The 19,081-nt window shown below is 54.1% G+C and carries 18 protein-coding genes and 1 riboswitch; of the genes, 3 read left to right on the top strand and 15 right to left on the bottom strand.

Going from position 1 to position 19,081, the window contains the following annotated elements:
* Positions 1-54: 54 nt before the first annotated feature.
* The 14 genes from LG327_RS05260 to LG327_RS05195 form a co-directional block, all read right to left on the bottom strand.
* Positions 55-534: a hypothetical protein gene (locus tag LG327_RS05260; protein ID WP_404366766.1), complete on the bottom strand. Its 480-nt coding sequence runs from the start codon at positions 532-534 to the stop codon at positions 55-57.
* A 151-nt stretch (positions 535-685) separates the two neighbouring features.
* Positions 686-1,123 carry a hypothetical protein gene (locus LG327_RS05255; protein ID WP_404366764.1) on the bottom strand — a complete coding sequence of 146 codons (438 nt, stop codon included), beginning with the start codon at positions 1,121-1,123 and terminating at the stop codon, positions 686-688.
* A 332-nt stretch (positions 1,124-1,455) separates the two neighbouring features.
* Positions 1,456-2,400: an IS5 family transposase gene (locus LG327_RS05250; protein ID WP_404366761.1), complete on the bottom strand. Its 945-nt coding sequence runs from the start codon at positions 2,398-2,400 to the stop codon at positions 1,456-1,458.
* Positions 2,401-2,917: 517 nt separating this feature from the next.
* Positions 2,918-3,868, bottom strand: a complete 951-nt coding sequence (locus tag LG327_RS05245; RefSeq protein WP_404366759.1) for an endonuclease domain-containing protein — start codon at positions 3,866-3,868, stop codon at positions 2,918-2,920.
* A 208-nt stretch (positions 3,869-4,076) separates the two neighbouring features.
* Entirely contained in the window at positions 4,077-4,919 is an 843-nt protein-coding gene (locus tag LG327_RS05240; protein ID WP_404366756.1) for a hypothetical protein, read from the bottom strand.
* Between the two features lie 291 nt (positions 4,920-5,210).
* Positions 5,211-5,774 (bottom strand): hypothetical protein, encoded by a 564-nt coding sequence (locus LG327_RS05235; RefSeq protein ID WP_404366753.1) that lies wholly within the window; start codon positions 5,772-5,774, stop codon positions 5,211-5,213.
* Between the two features lie 709 nt (positions 5,775-6,483).
* Positions 6,484-7,326 carry a DUF2971 domain-containing protein gene (locus LG327_RS05230; protein WP_404366750.1) on the bottom strand — a complete coding sequence of 281 codons (843 nt, stop codon included), beginning with the start codon at positions 7,324-7,326 and terminating at the stop codon, positions 6,484-6,486.
* A 45-nt stretch (positions 7,327-7,371) separates the two neighbouring features.
* Positions 7,372-8,916, bottom strand: coding sequence for an IS66 family transposase (gene tnpC / locus LG327_RS05225; RefSeq protein WP_404366747.1), 1,545 nt, complete (start codon positions 8,914-8,916; stop codon positions 7,372-7,374).
* A 75-nt stretch (positions 8,917-8,991) separates the two neighbouring features.
* Complete coding sequence (gene tnpB, locus LG327_RS05220) at positions 8,992-9,327, bottom strand: IS66 family insertion sequence element accessory protein TnpB (RefSeq protein WP_404366744.1); 336 nt, start codon at positions 9,325-9,327, stop codon at positions 8,992-8,994.
* Entirely contained in the window at positions 9,324-9,698 is a 375-nt protein-coding gene (gene tnpA, locus LG327_RS05215; RefSeq protein WP_404366741.1) for an IS66-like element accessory protein TnpA, read from the bottom strand. The genes tnpB and tnpA overlap by 4 nt, the downstream gene beginning before the upstream one ends.
* A 198-nt stretch (positions 9,699-9,896) precedes the next feature.
* Positions 9,897-10,307 carry a hypothetical protein gene (locus LG327_RS05210; protein ID WP_404366739.1) on the bottom strand — a complete coding sequence of 137 codons (411 nt, stop codon included), beginning with the start codon at positions 10,305-10,307 and terminating at the stop codon, positions 9,897-9,899.
* Positions 10,308-10,383: 76 nt separating this feature from the next.
* Positions 10,384-10,710 (bottom strand): hypothetical protein, encoded by a 327-nt coding sequence (locus tag LG327_RS05205; protein WP_404366736.1) that lies wholly within the window; start codon positions 10,708-10,710, stop codon positions 10,384-10,386.
* A 455-nt stretch (positions 10,711-11,165) separates the two neighbouring features.
* On the bottom strand, positions 11,166-12,287 hold the full coding sequence (locus LG327_RS05200; protein WP_404366733.1) for an IS91 family transposase: 1,122 nt from the start codon (positions 12,285-12,287) through the stop codon (positions 11,166-11,168).
* Positions 12,287-13,138 (bottom strand): tyrosine-type recombinase/integrase, encoded by an 852-nt coding sequence (locus LG327_RS05195; protein ID WP_404366730.1) that lies wholly within the window; start codon positions 13,136-13,138, stop codon positions 12,287-12,289. Before LG327_RS05195 ends, LG327_RS05200 begins: the two co-directional genes overlap by 1 nt.
* A 325-nt stretch (positions 13,139-13,463) precedes the next feature.
* On the opposite strand from LG327_RS05195, the gene LG327_RS05190 reads away from it, so the two are divergent.
* A complete protein-coding gene (locus LG327_RS05190; RefSeq protein ID WP_404366727.1) occupies positions 13,464-14,429 on the top strand; it encodes an integron integrase in 966 nt (321 codons plus the stop codon).
* Positions 14,430-14,438: 9 nt separating this feature from the next.
* Here the strand turns inward: LG327_RS05190 and LG327_RS05185 are convergent, their stop codons facing one another.
* Positions 14,439-15,326 carry a cobalamin-binding protein gene (locus tag LG327_RS05185; RefSeq protein ID WP_404366724.1) on the bottom strand — a complete coding sequence of 296 codons (888 nt, stop codon included), beginning with the start codon at positions 15,324-15,326 and terminating at the stop codon, positions 14,439-14,441.
* A gap of 138 nt (positions 15,327-15,464) precedes the next feature.
* Positions 15,465-15,680: riboswitch (cobalamin riboswitch) on the top strand.
* Positions 15,681-15,830: 150 nt separating this feature from the next.
* Here LG327_RS05185 and LG327_RS05180 point away from each other — a divergent pair.
* Together LG327_RS05180 and LG327_RS05175 are read left to right on the top strand one after the other, a co-directional pair.
* Positions 15,831-17,804, top strand: a complete 1,974-nt coding sequence (locus tag LG327_RS05180) for a TonB-dependent receptor (RefSeq protein ID WP_404366721.1) — start codon at positions 15,831-15,833, stop codon at positions 17,802-17,804.
* A gap of 33 nt (positions 17,805-17,837) precedes the next feature.
* On the top strand, positions 17,838-19,025 hold the full coding sequence (locus tag LG327_RS05175; RefSeq protein WP_404366718.1) for a hypothetical protein: 1,188 nt from the start codon (positions 17,838-17,840) through the stop codon (positions 19,023-19,025).
* Positions 19,026-19,081: the final 56 nt, after the last annotated feature.

Here is a 19,081-nt window from a genome sequence, read left to right as displayed (position 1 = left end):
TGAATAAGCAGCCGTTTGGAGCGCCGGCGCAAAACGGTCAGCTTGATTCATTGGTTATGCGAATAGATCGCCAAACCCCCAAATGAAAGTGCCCGCCACCAAGACAAAGAGGACTACCATTTGGTACCGCTCCAGAAGCCTGACCTCTTTTTGGGAAATGTAATTTCCTGCAGATTTGGCTTTAGCTCCACGTTGATAGGTGCCAACCAACTTGATTATCCACAAGTCAACTATGACAGCTCCGATAGTAGTGAGGGAGCCAAACCGTCCAAAAAGTGTGGCTGCGTTTTCACCATCGCTATTGGGAAGAGATTGAGTGAAAAGTATAACTGGCTCAAAAAAAGACAAAATAGGTAGAAATAAAAGAGTAGCCAATAAAATCGGTATGCCTAAAATTTCTTTCCACCCTAAGCCATTAAAATATTTTTCTACAGTTTTCACGCGCCGAAGCTGGTCTTTGGGGTCCGTTACCACAACCTCCCCCTTGGTTGTCGCAGGACCCGCTTGATCTGAACTTTTTCCAGTTACATTCATTTAATTCGCTTACCCCAAATTCTATTCAGACCAACATCAACCGCATAACGCCAGCAATAAACGGCGCCCTGACAAGGGCGACCGGTGGAGGCCGAAGGCCGGAACGAATTTGATTGGCTTGTTATGATCCGCACCCGTCGAGATCCGCCCATTAGTGCTTGTTGTGTGCCGGCAACTTCTTATGGGTGATAACGTACTGCAAGATAAGTGCTCGTTCATAAAACTCAATGTAAGAGCCGGCTAAAGGGCCGCTCGTATAAGAATTGCCAGACCATTCCGAGGACGCCTTTACATACCAAAGATTCTGGCACGAGTGATCCCCTGTCGCATCCCTGTAACTCATGACTGCGGTGTGCGACTTCGCTAATCGCTGATCAACATGTCTGGACATTCCTATGTAGAAAACCTCTTCAGGAATGTTTTTCGGATCAAAAACCATCTCATCAGGCCCACCAAAAAAACTTCCCAATATGTAAATGCCATATATCCCGAAGCCTTCTGGCACATCAAGATCATGCGACGGAATCTGCCTGTGTGACCATTTCTCCCAGTCATGGAAGAATATCTTTTCAAAGTTTACGCCGCGCATATATCCAAGGCTCATAACAGCTTATTAGTTTGAATTCGCACTAAACCCAGTCGGCTCTTTCAATCTAGACCTGAATCACAGTGCAAATTTCCAATCCATTTCAAAGGGATACTAGCTGCCTTTCCACGATTCTGCGAACCCGGGCTCTGTCGAAAGTTTCGCACGCGGCTTATCTGAGCACATTTCAGCAAGGGAAGGTCTGAATAACCGCTGATTTTTGCCTATCTTGGTTTTAGCCGGCAAAAAATCGAAGATTCAGGCACTATTTCCCCGTTATTTGTGTGTTTTGTGCCTGTTTCCCGCCATTTTGGCGGAAAACAGGCGCACTGGCCCTACGCCAGTATGTATTTTTCACCGATCAGCAGGTTGCTGAACGCGGCTAGCAAATGCAGCCGGTTACTGTTTTTGGCAAGGCCGCGATAGCGGACCTTGTCATAACCAAAGACCTGCTTGATGTACCGAAAGGGATGCTCCACTTTGGCGCGAACACTGGCTTTGATTTTTTCGGCTTTCAGTTTGTCGGCGTCCAGCGTCTTTCGGGTGCCAGGCCGTTTGGCAATGAACCAGGAGACATCTTCGCGGTGCTTATGCTTATCCCGCTTCTGAATGCCAAGGTAACCGGCATCGCCGAAGACCCGTTGCTCTTCACCGTGAAGCAGGTTGCCAGCGGGCACAATGTCGTGAACGTTGGCAGCGGTGGTATCAATGCTGTGTATCAGACCGAACGTGTCGCCGACACCAATGTGCATCTTCATGCCGAAGTGCCATTCATTGCCCTTTCTGGTCTGGTGCATCTCCGGATCGCGCTTGCCGGTACTGTTCTTGGTGGAGCTGGGAGCAGAGATAATGGTGGCATCTACGATGCTGCCTTCGCGCAGCATCAGGCCGTTCTTCTCCAGGTGTTTGTTCACCTCTTTAAACAGCGCCTTGCCAAGACCGTGTTGCTCCAGGAAATGCCGGAAGTTGAGAATGGTCGTCTCGTCCGGCAAGCGATCCAGCTTCAGACCCGCGAAGTGCCGCATGGATTCGATCTCGTACAAAGCGTCTTCCATGGCCGGATCGCTCAGGTTATAGAACAACTGCATGCAGTGAACTCGCAGCATGGCAGGCAGCGGATAAGGAGGCCGTCCGTTCTGGCCCTTGGGGTAATAACGGGCTACCTTCTTCTCCAACTGCTTCCAGGGAATCAGCTTGTCCATCCGTTCCAGAAAGATCTCGCGGCGGGTCTTGCGCTTCTTGGTCTGGTACTCGGCTTCGGAGAAGGTGATTTGATCCATGGTGGCAACGAATCCTATGCGGTTGGCGATGGCCGTATTATCGCTGATTTCGAGACTTATTCAGAGTCTCCCAAGTTAAAACCAGGGGGCTGAAAAAGTTCTTCTCTAAAACAATGATCTACAAGGGTGGCTTGTGAAAAGTGTGCAGCACTGTGCAAATTAAACCGCAAGCATTTTGCGGATTTCAGGTGTTTTTCATTATATGCCAATAAATGCTACAGGCCTGTTTGCCGACCAAAAGCCCTCACAGAAACTCAGGTTTAGACCAATTCCGTAGCGCCAGAAAGGATGGACTCCTTAGGTTAGAGCTAGGAAAACGGGCTTGGATTGAGTGCGAGGCGAATGTCCGCTTTTGTTTAAGAGATTGGTGATCTCGGTCTGGTCGCAAAGCGGACATTCGGGTACGACGTTTAACGCCTGGCTCTGCGGTTGGGTTGAACTGGCGGTTTTTTTGCTAGCGCAGCGCCGTAGAAAAGGTGCCAGTTTAACCCAATCCGCAGGAGCCACTTGTTAGGCTTTACATTTCATATAGATTCAAGCCCATGGAGGCGCCGATAACATACCAAATTCGCTGCCAGTGCACGTAAACCAGTTCGCTACCAACATAGGATGTATTTTCGTTACCATGCCGTAACAACTTTCCATTGGCTAAGTAATTAAATTTATGATCTCCAATCTTTTTTTCGCTTAAATTAGAGGGAAGAACCGAACGAAGAGGCTCCACATAAACAGGATCATCGGCCACCAAAAAAAACTCATCAAACAAATGAGAAAAGCTCTTCATATGATCGCCCAACTCAAGGCTATACCACTCTTCCGATACCGTATTAATGCGAACTTCGCCTATATCAAACTCTTTCACAAAACCGTCTAAATTTTTTATTTCATGATGATCTTCAGGCGGGTGAAAAACAAATGCAGTAATAAACGACTTTTCGTGAAGCCATTCAACAGCATGAGGAACTAGCTCATCAACACTCACAGACCTTAATTCGCGACCGGGATGTAATTTTTTAAAGAAAGAAAGTGCCTTACTTGTTTCCCTATAAAGAAATGGATAATCAATATACATCACGCGATACTTAGCGGGAGCCCTTTGCATTCGTTCCTTGTATATCTCTCGAACTTCAGAAACACATGCTTTAGGGTTTTTATTTATCTCTCGGCCAGTAAATCTTATTACTGTGTATCCTGCTCGAGAAAGATAACGCTGCCTGATAGCATCTTTCTCTAGTTGTTCCTTTGTTGAATGGTAATCATGCCCATCTAGCTCAATTATTAGTCGGGCATCCTTTAAAATAAAATCGACACGAAATCTGCCATGCTTTTCCTGATCACCAAACCAATGCTCACTTTCAATAGCATCAGCCAAATCACTTAATTCTTTACTAAATTCCTTTTCAATATAAGACTGCCCTCTATCTTTGTACCAGCCAGGAGGGGATTTTGGTTGACCTGGATACTTCATTAATGCCTCTATTGGTTATTGAAGCCTAACGCCAGCAGCAGGCGCGGCTTTGTAGTGAAGGCGCAGCCGCAACGAAAAAGGCGTCGCTGTGCCTGTGATTGTTAGCGCAGTTGGTAGAGCACCGTATGCCAGCGAGACCCCACCGCGCCCCCTCCAAATCAGCGGAGCGCAGCTCGATTAGAGGCGGAGGGTTTTCGCCCTGCACGCACTATCGGAACTCATCCTGCGACTTAATGATGTACGACAGTGGCAGGTGAGGGTTATTCGCTTCATGTTCAAGGAGATCTGCCTTGGTCTTGCGAATGGTAGCCAGCGTTTTAGCCGCCCTTCCGAACCTCAAGGTGAAGACGTCTCCAAACGCCCCCAGCCCTTGGCACAGAATCTCAATCTTACCTGGTTTGAACCTCAAGCGGCCTAGCTCTTCGTGCCTTCGAAACCCTTCAATCATTTCCGAGAGCTGCTCTTTTCCTGCGTTCACGCCATCTGTCAGCGCATTGCCCGTCGCCCAATACATTAGTCGTCTATATTCTTTAGCATACTCTTCTTTGAATGACAGGACTTCGTCAAACGGAACTTCATCGCTAAGCACGGGAAGATTTTCGATTAGTATAGAAAAAAAATTGGATTCTTTTTTATGCACACCCTGGGAAGGGAGACACCTTGACAAGGTGCTTGCCGGCACGAAAGTTTCTTCGGATCCGACAGAAAGCTTTTTTATAAACATCCTTTCAAGCATATTACCAAAAACGAGTTTGGTATCCTCGCTTATGCCGCCTGCTTTTGCGTTATACCTGCGAATGTTGGCTAACGCGTTTTCGACTATCTCGGATGATTCGTCTGTGAGCGGGTTTTGAACCACCACACCTTTAGACTCTAGGTATTCTACATCCTCAATGGATACTCGCTTGGTGTGGAGGTCTAGCTGCAATGTCGACCTATCCATTTCACTCTTACCTTGAGGAATGTAGATTTTGTCGAAAGCCAAAAGCGATGCGTTGATATCGCGCAGCCTCCAGAAGCTAGCCTTTTCGCTTACTGCTATAATTTTCACTATATATCCTTTTGATGGCGACGATTCAGATCCGACTGCGTGGCGCTTTAGATTGTACCTTTGTTCCCTTTAATAGGCCGACTACGGCGCCACGGAAGCCGGAAACCGGAAACCGCTAACGCTTGCAGCATGCGCGCCATTGGAATGGAGCCGAGGGCGCAATGTAATGGGCGTCGCCGTGCCTGCACTGGTTATGTTTTGCCCCAATAACCAACTCATAACTCCTTGCGACCGTTTGCGTAGCTGTATTGACAGTTATTGCCCAGTATTCTGCCGTATCTGTAAGACTGTTCATGTGCCGCGCATCGATAATTCGCGATTCACAAGTAGAGTCTGCCCTTCATAAGCTCGAACGTGGCTGATGGGAACGCGGATATTTTGAATAAGATCAGCAATTTTCGGCTCTGGGTCGGTACCTGAGGGGAATACCGAACTTATATATTCTTTATCCTTATAGACATAACCAATTCTTATTGCGTTAGGCGAATGAGGGTTGGCACCAGCATGTATAGCTGTCATATGTGCACTGGCGTCTCGCCCAGAGTCCCATCCCCGATCATCATCATCCTCTAGCCATCGCGGTGCAGAGTCCCCCGCCCGCACATAGATATCTTTTATCGCACTTCGAATTGTCACAATCGCAGTATCTGCGGAAACCGCGTTCATAAACAAAAATGCCTGAGAAGGATTTATATGAACTAACTCCTTTCGAACCCGATGCAGTTCAGCGATCTGCTGCCATGTACCGCTTCCCCAATCTATGCTGGCTAAACCGAGTTGCGATAAAGCACTATCTAGATTCTCTCGAAAACGCCTGCCAATACCACTCGTCTGAAGCGCGTGCTCGCAAGCCATCTCTAAAACTGTCCAGCTCGTGGTGATTGCCCAGCGAACATAGGTTCCACGATCCCATCTATTTTGCGCTTGGTGCGCTAGCGCGCGAGCATGCAAAGCGTCGGTCCAAACATGATAGTGGGGACTTTCAACAACCTTGGGAAAATTAGTACTGTCAGTCGTAGGCTCTGAAGTGTTCCTGACACATAACGCCAGCCATAAACGGCGCCCTGACAAGGGCGTCCGGTGGAGGCCGAAGGCCGAAGGCCGAAACGAATTTGATGGCCTTGTTAGCTGCGAACAACCGAACCAGAATGAAACCCGATCTTTGGCAACCAAAATGACCGCCTGCTCCGATGCCCCCTGGCACCGACAACCGCCGATGCACTGTGATTGAAAACACCACCGATGATCCGGTGAACGAACCTGAACTTCAGAGTAGCAGGTAAGCAAGGAACCAGGTTTCGCCGGACGACCCCGCACGGTGAACACCCAAGCTTTTACCAACACTGCTGACCGATTGAGCTGCCAACCTGACCGCAGATTCTGACGGCCTTGGCGAACCACCAACCCTGCCGGCTTTGCTACCCGTTTTCCGCCAAGGCCCGCTGGCACCGAGCCACCCAAAAGGAACAACGCACTACTCAGCTAACGCAAAACTTTGCGGCAATTTTGGAGCCGCGAAGCGGCGGAAAAATTGTCCGGCAACAGTGCCTTGTTATACCAATCCTCAAATTTCTCTGTAGGGAGCAATTGACCTTTTCACTCGCACAAAAGGTGGCTCGTCATATTTAGCCCGCTCTCCGGCCAAAAAGGTGGTCAGTGTTTTTTCCGATAACTCAGAGTTTCTATGGGGTGCAACGTAAACTTCTGAAATCGGGATAAATAGTTCTGGTTTTTCCGGGCTCACCAGAGGTATTTCGAAATATGGAACAAGCATTCCTTTACCAGCCCGGTATCTTAGATTCGGATGGTTCGCGTAGACGAACGTCTTTACAAAGCGCCACTCTTGCTCTTCTTCAAATGCTGGATGCTTAATTTCGTTTGCCAATCGGTTGATTTGGCCGTATACGTGATCGGCATGAAACTGCAGTGCCTGATTTCGATCTGTGATCGAAGCACCTTTTTCCGAAATCTGCTCGAAAAGTTGGTCAGCAAAATCAGCTACTAGCTTTTGATGCTGATTAGGACAGTAACTGCACTTAACGATTTCTAGCTGGCAACGTTTGGCGATCTCAGGTATCGCTTTGTTATCAAGTCCTATCGAGTAGCCACCATCTCGGCAATATGCTCTCCACTGGCTAAGCAGGTCGGGCTTTTCGGACAAAGAGGTAACGTAGGTAGGTCCACCATCAGAGTTTTCGATCAGCCGCACCAGCCTCTCAACAAGCTCCTTGTGCTCGCTCTTTTTCCATATTTCGTCGAGGTGCGGTCTTAGAATCTTCGTGGTGTATCGATATTCTTTCTCGTCGTTTAGAAAGGCTATATTTGATGCCCAGATCACACGATTCGTCATGATACCCAGAAAAGCATCAGCAGAGGTGTAATGAAATAGATCCTTATCCGGAAACATATATTGTTCTAATCCTTTTGACCTTAATTCGTAAGCGTCCGGGCATCACACCTTGTCAGGTATAGCCGGCTGCCAGTTGTGGGGCAATAGCTCGTCGATGGCACTGTTCTTCTGCGTCGGTAGACGCGTCATTATATCCTTCAGATAGGCGTACGGATCATGCCCGTTCAGCTTGGCCGACTGGATCAGGCTCATGATGGCCGCCGCACGCTGGCCACTGCGCAGTGACCCGGCGAACAGCCAGTTGGAACGGCCCAGTGCCCATGGCCGGATCTGGTTTTCCACCCGGTTGTTGTCGATGGGTACAGCTCCGTCGTCCAGGTAGCGCGTCAGCGCTGCCCACCGTTTGAGGCTGTAATCCAGGGCTTTGGCCGTGCCGGAGCCATCCGGCACTTTCTGTCGGTGGGCCAGCATCCACTGATGCAACGCATCAGCAATGGGCCTGGCTTTCGCTTCCCGGATTTCCTGTCGTTTATCCGGCGGCAGGTCTCTGGTTTCCCGCTCGATCTCGTAGAGTCCGCCGATGTATTCCAGTGCCCTGGCAGCCAGCTCGCTCTTGTTGGCTTCGTGCAGGTCGTAGAACTTGCGCCGGGCGTGGGCCATGCAGCCGATCTCGGTAATGCCGTTGCCGAACCCGGCCTTGTAGCCGGCGTAATCATCACAGACCAGCTTGCCCTGCCAGTCACCCAGGAAGGTGCGGGCGTGTTCGCCTGCTCTACTCGGGGCGAAGTCGTAGACGGTCCCTTTCAGATCCGAGAACGGCGTGGTGCAGTAGGCCCAGACGTAGGCTTTATGGGTTTTCTTCTTACCCGGAGACAGCATGCTAACCGGTGTTTCATCGGCATGCAGAACATCGTGCTCCAGCAGGGTGTTTCTCAACGCATCCACCAGGGGCTGCAACTGCACACCGCAGGCACCGACCCATTCGGCCAGGGTAGAGCGCGGGATTTCAAGGCCGGCGCGACCGAAGATCCGTTCCTGACGGTACAGCGGCAGGTGGTCGGCGTACTTGGCCACCAGCACCTGAGCTAACAGACCGGCGGTTGGGATGCCCTTGTCGATCACTTGCGGTGGCACCGGGGCCTGGATCAGAGTCTCGCATTTGTCGCAGGCCCACTTGCCTCGGATGTGGCGCTCCACGGTGAACTCGCCCGGGACGTAATCCAGCTTCTCACTCACGTCCTCGCCAATGCGCTTAAGCTGGCAGCCGCAGCGGCACTGGGTGTTTTCGGGCTCGTGATGGATCAGGGTGCGGGGCAGTTCCGGCGGTAGCGGTGTGCGTTTGGGTTGCTGCCTGGGCCGAGCGGCTTTCTGCTCTTCGGTCATCGCCTGATCCAGTTCGGCTTCGATCGCCGCCAGGTCACTGTCGATCAGTTCGTCCAACAGCTTTCCCTGAACCGCGTCCAGCTGCTCGCTACGCCGGGCGTACTTGTGGCGCTTGAGGACGGCCAGTTCGTGGGTCAGCTTTTCGATGACCGCATCGCGATGTACCAGTGCCCGTTCCCTGGTCTCGACACGATCGAACAGTTCCGTAGCGAGAGCACGGAGCTGGTCGGCAGAGAGTTGGTCGAGATTGGGGCGCTGAGTCATGCCCGTTAGTATGCCAGGCCCTTGTGCTGCAAGCGATTCGCAGTTCTGGTTATGGCGATATCACGCAGCTTGTGGTTACAGGATGGAGATCACGCCGTCGGCCCCAAGACGCTGCCATGGTAAGCCCTGAACCATGGCGGACAACTGCTCTTCGGTCAGGCGCAACTGGTCACCGCGCCAGGATTCGCCCCAGTGGAACTTGCCCCGATTTAGCCGGCGGGCACACAACCAGATGCCCAGGCCATCGTGGATCAAGACCTTCATCCGGTTGCCCCGTTTGTTGGCAAACAGGTAGGCGCAATGTGGCCTGGCCGAACCAAAGACCTGAATAACCCGGGCCAGGGCCTTGTCGGGCCCGGCTCGCATATCCAGCGGTTCGGTAGCCAGCCAGATCTCGTCGATTCGGATCATCCCAGCAGGTCCCGCAACAGGGCAGCACACTGGTGCGCCTGCTCCGCCGGCCACTCCACCACCACCGCGCCACCCGCGCGGGGAATCTCGATGCGGATGGTGCTACGCTTGTCCGAGATCGACTGGTTGCCGGGCCCAGAGGGAACGGCTGGCAGATTAACCGGAACAAATGCCGGCGTTGCTGGTGCTTTATCCGCTCGCTGCGCTTCACTCATCCAGCGCCGGACCATGTTGGCGTTGAGACCGTTATCCAGCGAGATCCGGGAAACGGAGGCACCGGCCTCCAGGCATTGGGCGACGATCTCGGCTTTGAATTCGCGGGAAAACCGGCGACGGCGTTGGTAGGGCTTGGTTACGCTTACGTTGTTCATGTTAAGTGTCCACTAGAAAATAAGTGGACACTATCCTGACGGCGGCAGCGCCAGGCTCAAGATGGGATCACCGGACGCTTACCTTAATTCGCTCTCAAGATGCCTGAGCTGGTATAACGCGAAGCTAAGCGGCGCCCTGACAAGGGCGTCCGGTGGAGGCCGAAGGCCGGAGCAAACTTAAGCGCATTGTTAGAAGTGCTAGAAAAAACCACTGCACTCTCCGGCGCTGGAGCAAGACTGGCCATAGAAAACAACCCAGCCGACCACGCTTGATACGACGAAGCCACCAAGGCCAACCCGGTATAAAAGTGCACCGTGTTTTAACCCCATTTCAGCATATATTTCGTTGGCCTGCGTCTTTGACTGGGGCGTGGAGCGAGGAGGGAGGTTCATGAAAAATGCGATAGCTGCCGCCAATGCTGGGATTGACACTGACCAGTTGAACGCGGCAGAAACAAACCAAAGAAGGCCACCGACGGCTGCCGCTACTAAAACCCATAAGAAAGGCTTCCCGCCGAGGTAGAAAATAAAATTGTAGGTTTGCTTCAGCACTACGTTGACAAAAAAGCCAAGGGCCAATATTCCAATGATGCTGAGCACCATATCCATATGCTTTACCTTCTAACGCCTTGCTCACCGGAAAATTAGGAGCGTAGCGAGTAATTTTTCCGCGTGCAGCAATTTGTTACGTGATTTCGTGGCAGATGCTTTCATAAAAGTACTGAGCCTGTTCTTTTGTTGGAAAGCAATCAACGGTTATTTCTGCTTCATATAAATGCTCTGGTACGGTGATATTGTGAATCGGGTAGTTATCGATGAACATGACGACTGTAAGATTCAGATCACCACCTAATGCATTCAATCGATTACAGCCATCTAAACCTATTTTTAATAGTACAGAATCCGGCTGATCGCCGCTCCCATAAATGTGCTTGGCGCCAGAAACATGCCGACCATCTAGATATACGTCCGGAAAAACAAAAACTGGCCATGACTGGTTTAGAACGTTCACTGGTACAGTGCCAGTAACCGCTTCAGAAGAAGCGATGCGGAACTTGATAATTGAAGAAGAGGCTACTCTTTAGCTTTAGGTCTAACCCCGCCTCTCCTCAGATTCTCTCTAACTTTGTCTTTATTCATATCTCACGTAACACCTAAGCATTTAATGGTCGTGCGCAGCATGACCTTTAAATGTCTGTTGGACTAAGCCGCCGGCACCGAAGCTGTCGGGCGACGCATAAGGGTAAAGTAATCAGGAGGCAAGGCTCGGAACGGTGAGGCTGGCTGCTGAAGGACCTCAGCACCGGTGAACAGGAGCCGCGTTATATCCATTATTGGCCGATTCCTTCTTGTGATGTAGCCCAGACTACCCCGCCGATACCGCTTTTTCCAGTCTCGAACCGCACAGGGGCCCAGCTCACAAGGAACTGTAAGCCCTCGGCCGCCAGATCAGGAGCGGCAGGACAGCTATCCGGTTGGCACGGCCGCTATTCTGAAGCGGGGGATCTGACGAACCATGCGAACCAGACCACCATCGCAGCGTGGGCAAGGCCAACATCGATGGGGTTCCTGGCTCACCCGGTTTGTCTCTGGCTGGGATGGCTTCAGCAGACAATGCCGGATAACATCCAGCTTCTGTCGTCGCGTTCGGTTACTCAGGTAACCAAAGTGGCGGATGCGCATGAAGCCTTTTGGCAGAATGTGCATCAGGAACCGCCTGACGAACTCGTGCCCTTCCAGCCACTGGGTCTTTAGCCGCCCTTGATCCCGGTAATCCCTGTATCGGAACGAGATCCGGTCACCTTCCATCGACAACAAGCGCCCGTTACTGATGGCGATCCGGTGCGTGTAGCGAGCGAGATAATCCACAACGGTGTCAGCCTGGTTCAGGCAGTGCCGGGTGTAGACAACCCACTCCTGTTGCATCAGGCCGTTGAGCACACCATCAATCTCACCACTATTGGTCACGCGGTGCAGCTCACCGGCGTTCGCCGACACTCTCAGCAACGACACCATTCGCCCCCGAAAGCGCCGCGATAATGCCCGTACCGGGAACAGGTAATGGCTTTTTGCCCTGTGCCATTGACCACTGTCTGTCAGTACACCTCCAGGGATCAGGCAATGCACGTGAACATGGCGACTCAGGTTCTGCCCCCAGGTATGCAGCACCGCTGTCATGCCCAGCTCGCCCCGCAGATGGCGCGTATTGCGACCGAACTGATTAAGCGTGTTCCAGACGGCCCGGAAGAGGCAGTGGTAGAGCACTTCCGGATGCAGCTGAACCCAGCCATTCAGGGTGTGGGGCAGCGTAAACACCACATGGAAGTAGGGTACCGGCAACAACAACGCCCGCTGACGGTCACTCCATCGCTGGCTGGCGCGACCCTGGCACTGCGGACAGTGCCGATCCCGGCAGCCGTAATAACAGACGGAGCGGGCCTTGCAGTGATCACACTGCATCTCCATGCCGCCCATGCGGGCCGTCCGGCACCCGGTTAACCGGGCACAGACCTTGAGGCGATGGCCGTCCAGTGGCTCATCGGGGAGGAACTGGTCCAGAATTGTCTGGACGGTCAGTGAACTGGCCATCATCCACCTCCCAGACCTGCAATCAGGTCGACAGGTCCACGGTTTTGGGGTGTCACGCCCGGCAGCCAATGCAGATACCGTTGTGTGCTGCGCAGATCGCTATGCCCCAGCAGCCGTTGCAACTCATGGAGGGGAACGCCCTGTTCTAACTGATGGGTGGCGTAAGCATGGCGCAAGGCATGAATGCCGCCGCGTTTCTGAATGCCACTGGCGCTCTTGGCCTGATGGAACACCTTCTGGGGCGTGGTGATATGAAGGTGCCGATCTGGCAGCAAGTCACTGGGGAACAACCACGGCATGGGGCGACGGGCCCGCCAATACCGACGAAGCACCTCAAGTAGTCCTGGTGACAGGGGCACCATTCGGTCCTTGGCTCCCTTACCCTGGGCAACCCGAAGCAGATGACGTTCCCCATCAATGTCCTTCACCTGCAACGCCACCGCTTCACTGACTCTCAGGCCGCAGCCATAGATGGTGGACAGCAAGGCCTGATGCTTGGGGTTGGAGATGCCCGCTAGCAGGCGAGTGACTTCCTGACGGGTCAGCAATTCCGGAATGCGCTGGGGGCGCTTGGGTAAGACCAGCGTCACATCGAAATGCGCCCAGTACAGCACTTGCAGGTACAAAAACCGGATGCCGTGTAGGTAGAGGCGACAACTGGCTGGTGACAGGGCGCGCTCCTGAACCAGATAGTTGAAATAGACCTGCAAGTCATCTACTTGCAGTTGATCCGGCGAGCGCCGGTAGTATCGAGCCAGCTCGGTTACAACGTACAGATAGCTTTGCTGGGTTCGGGGGGAAAAGCCATGTTGGCACATGGCCTGGATCATGGTCTGACGTAACGGTGTCATGACGGATTCTCCTCTTCTGAAAAGCCCACCTGGGCTCATCAAAAGTATCCGTCAGTTCACCTGATCTCGCGGGAAATCCCCCGGCCCGCTCGCTACCGCGAAGCGGTTTAGTTCAACAGCAATTAGACCGCGTTCCGCGATATTGCAAAAACGTGCCGTCTGGATAACTCCAGGAATACTGGTCAATCATCACCGCACGCCTCCATTTTAATCAGTAGCTTAGACTACCCGATCTTCCTCACCATGTAATCGCTTGACTTCTCGATTTTGCTCATTTAATAATGCTGTATATATATACAGTGTCAATTTCGGAAGGAGTTTTGCCATGGAGCGGCCATCTCGCCCAATGCGCCTGCAGGATCAGTTTCGTGCAGTGATTCGGGTCAATCACTACAACATCAGAACGGAGAAGTCCTACTGGTACTGGATTCGCTACTTCATCCGGTTCCACGGTATGAAACACCCAAAGGACCTTGGCGCCAGTGAAGTCAGTGAGTTCCTGACGTGGCTGGCGGTGCATCGCAACGTTGCCGTCGCTACTCAGAATCAGGCTCTTAATGCGCTGGTTTTTCTTTACAGGTATGTGCTGGAAAAGCCACTGGGCGAGATCGGCTCGATTGCCCGGCCGAAAAAACCGCGGCGCCTGCCAGTCGTGCTAACTCATGAAGAGTCCATGAAGATCATCACACATCTGGGGTCGCCCTACCGTCTGATTGCATCGCTGATGTACGGTGCCGGCCTGCGGGTGACGGAAACGGCTCGACTGAGAGTTAAAGACCTGGATTTCGATTTGGGCACCGTAACTGTCCGGGATGGCAAGGGGGCGAAAGACCGGACAAGCCTGATGCCTGCAACGCTCCGGGAGCCACTGCAGGATCACATCGAAACTATCCGTACTGCCTGGCGCGCCCAGGAGCCCGAGCTTGTCACCCCGGTCAGCCTGCCATTTGCGCTGGATCGCAAGTTCCCGAAGGCAAACCGGTCTCTTCACTGGCAGTGGCTGTTTCCTTCCCAGGGGCTGACTACCGACCAGAATGGCAGGGTCGTCCGGCATCATCTCCATGTGAGCGCAGTGCAAAAAGCCATCAAATCCGCGGTAGGCCAGTCAGGGGTGGGGAAACCCGCAGGCTGTCATACCTTTCGCCACACTTTTGCCACTGAGCTGTTACGACGGGGGACTGACATCCGGACAGTGCAGGACCTCCTCGGCCACGCTGATTTGCGTACAACCCAGATCTACACCCATGTGCTTGGCGATGGCTTTGCTGGCGTGCGGAGCCCGCTGGGTTAGAGCCTGCGGCTATCGCCTGTTACGGGCCCGGTCCAGTTTTTCGCAGAAGATCCGGCTGCCTTCCAGCATACGCGGGGTGGGCCGCTGGATCAGAGAGGGTGGTACAAGAAAAAGATTGTCCCGGCGCACAGCTGTGAGATCCGGGAACTCCTGCCAGGCTGTCAGCCAGTGGCGGTTTTCCTCCCCCATGCCACCGGCGACAATGGCTTCGGGGTCGGCGGCCAGAACCGCTTCCCTGCTAATTCTGGGCACCAGCCTGGGCAGTTCGCCAAACACATTGTCGCCACCGCAGAGGCTGATCACCTTGCCTATCAGATGTTCGTCATTGATGGTCATCAGCGGCTGGTCCCAGACCTGGTAAAACACCGGCACCGGGTCGGCGTCCACGTATTTCGCCGCCAGGCGGGTCATGCCCTGGCGAAATGCCGACGCCACACGATTGCCCTCAACTTCGGTGCCGGCCAGAGTAGCCAACCGCTCGATGGCGGTGGAAATCCCCTCAAAATCCCGGGGTTCGATGAAAAACACCGGGAAACCCAGGTCCATCAAGGTGTCCATCTGCTCGGAAGGATTGCCGGTCACCCACCCGACCACCAGGTCCGGCTTCAGGGCCACCAGGGCTTCGAGATCAAGCCGGGCATGGCCGCCCACTGAGGTTATGTCTTTCGCTTCGGGCGGGTAATCACTCCAGGAAACTACGGCCACAACTTTGTTCCCGGCACCGGCGGCGTACACCAGTTCCGTTGCTCCCGGAGAAAGGGCGGCAATGCGCCCTGCAGGCTCGTCAAGGCAGACTTTGCGGCCCCGGTCGTCGGTGGCGCAGAGCGGGGAGGATGTTGCCGACGCTGAAACCATCAGCAATCCCATAAGCTGTATTCGCAGTAACCACTTGCTCATCAGCAGGTTGTCCTCTGTGTCGTGGCAGGATCAGGTATCGCAGACGCGGTGCCGCAGGCGCTGTTCATTGACTCGGCGCGCGGCGCTACCTTATCATCTTTTTTTATTCTTTCCGTAGCAGGTTCTCCAACACGCGTTGACGAGGTTGTCCCAGCGGGCATCACGACCTCGGCGCCGGAGTTAAACTGGGAAGTCGGTGCAAAACCGACGCTGCCCCCGCAACGGTAAGCGGCATGAACGGGTACGACAGGCATACACAATGCCAGCCACTGCAGAGTACTGCGGGAAGGCGTCCTGCCCCGGCTTTCGAGCCTGCCGCGAGCCCGGAGACCGGCCTGCTACCGGCTATCAGTGACAGTTGACGGAGGGTCAGCTGCACGGTGTGCACCTGTGGCAATGTGTCTTCGCCACTGAATCACCCGAATTGGTAGCTGCTTGCTGGCGGTCATCTGACAACGACCGCCTTACAGTCTCAGCATACCAGGCGGGTTGTTTCAGAAAATCATGCGCTTTCCACGATCAGGCATCCTGCTGCTTACGCTCATGCCCCTGCTTGCCAGTGCCAAAGAGCTGCCCTTCATTACGGTCGAGGCACCCCTGATCAATGCAGCCTCCGAGGCAGACCCGTCCAATTCCACTGGCCCCGTGCGGATTATCGAGCGGGCGGATTTCGACAACCGCACAGTGACCCTGGCCGATACTCTCAGCGAGCAGACCGGTGTACAGATCCGCCAGAGCGGTGGCCTGGGCAGCTATGCTTCGGTATCCATGCGCGGCTCAACCAGCCAGCAGGTGCAGGTGGTGGTAGATGGCATGCTGCTGAATGACCCGGTCACCGGAGGGGTGGACGTCAGCCAGCTGGCGCTTCATGACATCAGCCGCATCCAGGTCTACCCCGGCAGCGCACCAGTGCAGTTCGCCCATTCCGGCATCGGCGGCGTGGTGGTCATGGAAACCCTGGGCCGGGATCTGGAAGACACCACCCGGGTATCCCTCGGTGCCGGCTCCTTCGATACCTACAAGGCCGGTCTGTTCAACTCCGGAAGCCATGGCCGCTTTTACTACTGGCTCTCCGGCAACCACCAGACCAGCAACAATGATTTTTCCTACCCCAACAGGGCTGACTGGTTCAATCCCAATGATGGCGAGACCACCAAACGCCGCAACGCCGGATATGAGCAGGACGATGCCAGCGCCAAGCTGGGATGGCAGTTGAATGACACAAGCCAGGTAGATGCCCTGATCCAGTGGAGCGATCAGGAGCGTGGCGTGCCCAGCATCCAGAACTGGCGCAGCAATGAAGCCGAGCTCACCACCGAGTCCCTGCGCAGCCAGCTCCATTACCGCCAGCAGGGCTGGCTGGACGGACAGCTTCATAGCAGTCACCGGCTTGTGTGGTCCGACTCCGACCAGCGCTACGACAACCGGAGCGGGCTGGTAGGAATCAAAAAAGTCGATGTCCGCACGGATATCCGGGAGCTGGGCCTGATCAACACCCTGAGCCTGCTGCTCGGATCTCATACCCTGACAGCCACGGTTGATACCACGAATTACGACTACACCCAGGAGGACATCCTGGACAATGAATCAGAAGACCAGCGGGACCGCCTGATGATTTCTTCCGCCCTCAGTCACCAGTGGCTGAGCCCGGGTGGAAGCTGGCGAACCCGGGCCTCGGTGCGGCGCTTCGACGTTCGCGATGAATCGGACGAAGTCCAGCCTGACGGTGCGGTTACAAGAGAGGGGTTGGACAGCAGCTGGTACAGCTGGGATCTGGGCCTCAGCCACTATTTTGCGGATTACTGGACGATTTCCGGCAACCTGGGCCGCCAGGTCCGCATACCGACCCTGCAGGAAACCTTCGGTCAGCAGGGCCTGTTTGTCGGCAACCCGGAACTTGAGCCGGAAGAATCCCTCAACACCGACCTCACCCTGCGGACGGACCGTAGCTGGGGCTACCTTGAGGCCACCGGCTTTTACCGGGATCTGAACCCAGCCATCGCCCCCCTCTACGATGCCCGGGGCATCGGCCGCTTCATCAATCTTGAGGCGATAACTTACGGCACGGAGCTGGAAGCCTCTGTGCGGCTGACCAGCTACTGGCGGCTGCTGGCCAATGCGTTACTGCAGGAATCTGAAAACCAGTCTGACAAGGTGCGTGACCGGGAAGGCAAACGGCTGCCAGGCATCTATCACGAGTCGGCAATGATCAAGAGCATCTGGGAGGTTCGCCCTTTCAGCTTCAGCCTTTCTTACCACCACGACGATGAGCTTTTCTATGACGCATCCAATCAGTTGGCCGCCGAAGCAAGGCAGATCGTCAATGCTTCTGCCACCTGGTCCCGGGTCTGGCCGAACCGCCACGAAAGCGTTATCACCCTGGAAGCCCGCAACCTGACCGATGAGATCTACCAGGACTTCAACCGGTTTCCCGGCCCCGGCCGGAGCCTGTTCCTGAACCTGAAACACTCGTTTTGAAAAACGGACCTGCAATCAAAAAGGAGAAAACAGATGAACCGATTCAATCCCTTTAACGGCCGACCGCTGCTCGGCTTTGGTACCAGTCTCTTCGCTGCTATTGTTCTGAGCGGCTGTGGTGGTAGCTCGTCGAGTGATTCAACCACGCCGCTGGCAGATTCATCCAGCGTCGGTGTGATCGCAACCGCATCGTCCGATTTTGAATCCGGAGCCGTGGAGCTTGTAGATCTTAATGCCAGCGATCTGACTGCAACAGGGGGCTTTTTTGCCACACTTTCAGACATCGCTGTGGTGGGAGGAGAACAGCATTATTACCGTCTCGGCCGGTTTGGCATCGACACCGTCCAGAAAGTGGACGTTGAGAACCCCGCCATTGAAGAATGGCAGTATTCGACACTGGTTGCCGGAGAGGAGGGGTCGGGTAATCCGCAAGACCTGGTCATCGCCAGCCCCACCAAGGCCTATCTTTTACGCTATGACAAAAGCGAGGCGCTCATCGTCAATCCTTCGGCAACCCGTCAGGAAGACTTTGTAACCGGCGAACTTGATCTCTCCGCTTACACGCCTGCCAATGGAAACCTGCCAGGAATGGTGAAGGGGCTCATTGTGGAAGGAAAGCTATTCGTTGCAATGCAGCGCCTGGACAGTGATTTCAATCCATCCAATGACAGCTATGTGGCAGTGTTCAATATCACCAACGATAAAGAACTCGAGACAGGGCAGGGCACCGGCGATATCAAAGGTATCCCCCTGGTGGGACGCAACCCCGGCACCGTGACCTATCACCCGCAGCTGGGCATAGTTGTACAAAGCGTTGGCCAGTATTTTCCCCAGAAATTCACCGGCGGCATTGACACCATTGATCCTGAAACCTTTGCCGTAAAGCAGCTGGTGGACGACACTGAAGAAACCGGTCAGATCAGTGGACTGGCCATCGCCAGTGAAACCCAGGGTTACTTCATCAGTTATGCAGGTTGGCTGAATACCAGCATCGTCCCATTTGATCCTTCAACCGGCGACGTCAGCGAAGCCGTCAATCAGCTTTCAGGAGGCGATTTCCGGGCGATTGATGTCAGTCCCGCGGGCAACCTCTGGGTCGCCGATGCCAATGCGAGCGCCCCGGGGGTCCGCGTGATCGACACTGCCGACAACAGCCAGATCCACTTCATCCGGACAGACTTGCTTCCTAACGGCTTCGCCTTCGTCACCAACGGAAACTGAAGCCGTCACACAAGCGCCTGATATTTCCAGTTATCGCCGGTAGCGTAACAGTGGGT

Origin of the sequence: Marinobacter sp., assembly GCF_044799475.1 — a bacterium.
Taxonomy (GTDB): Bacteria; Pseudomonadota; Gammaproteobacteria; order Pseudomonadales; family Oleiphilaceae; genus Marinobacter.
This window is presented reverse-complemented; position numbering and strand designations above follow the sequence as displayed.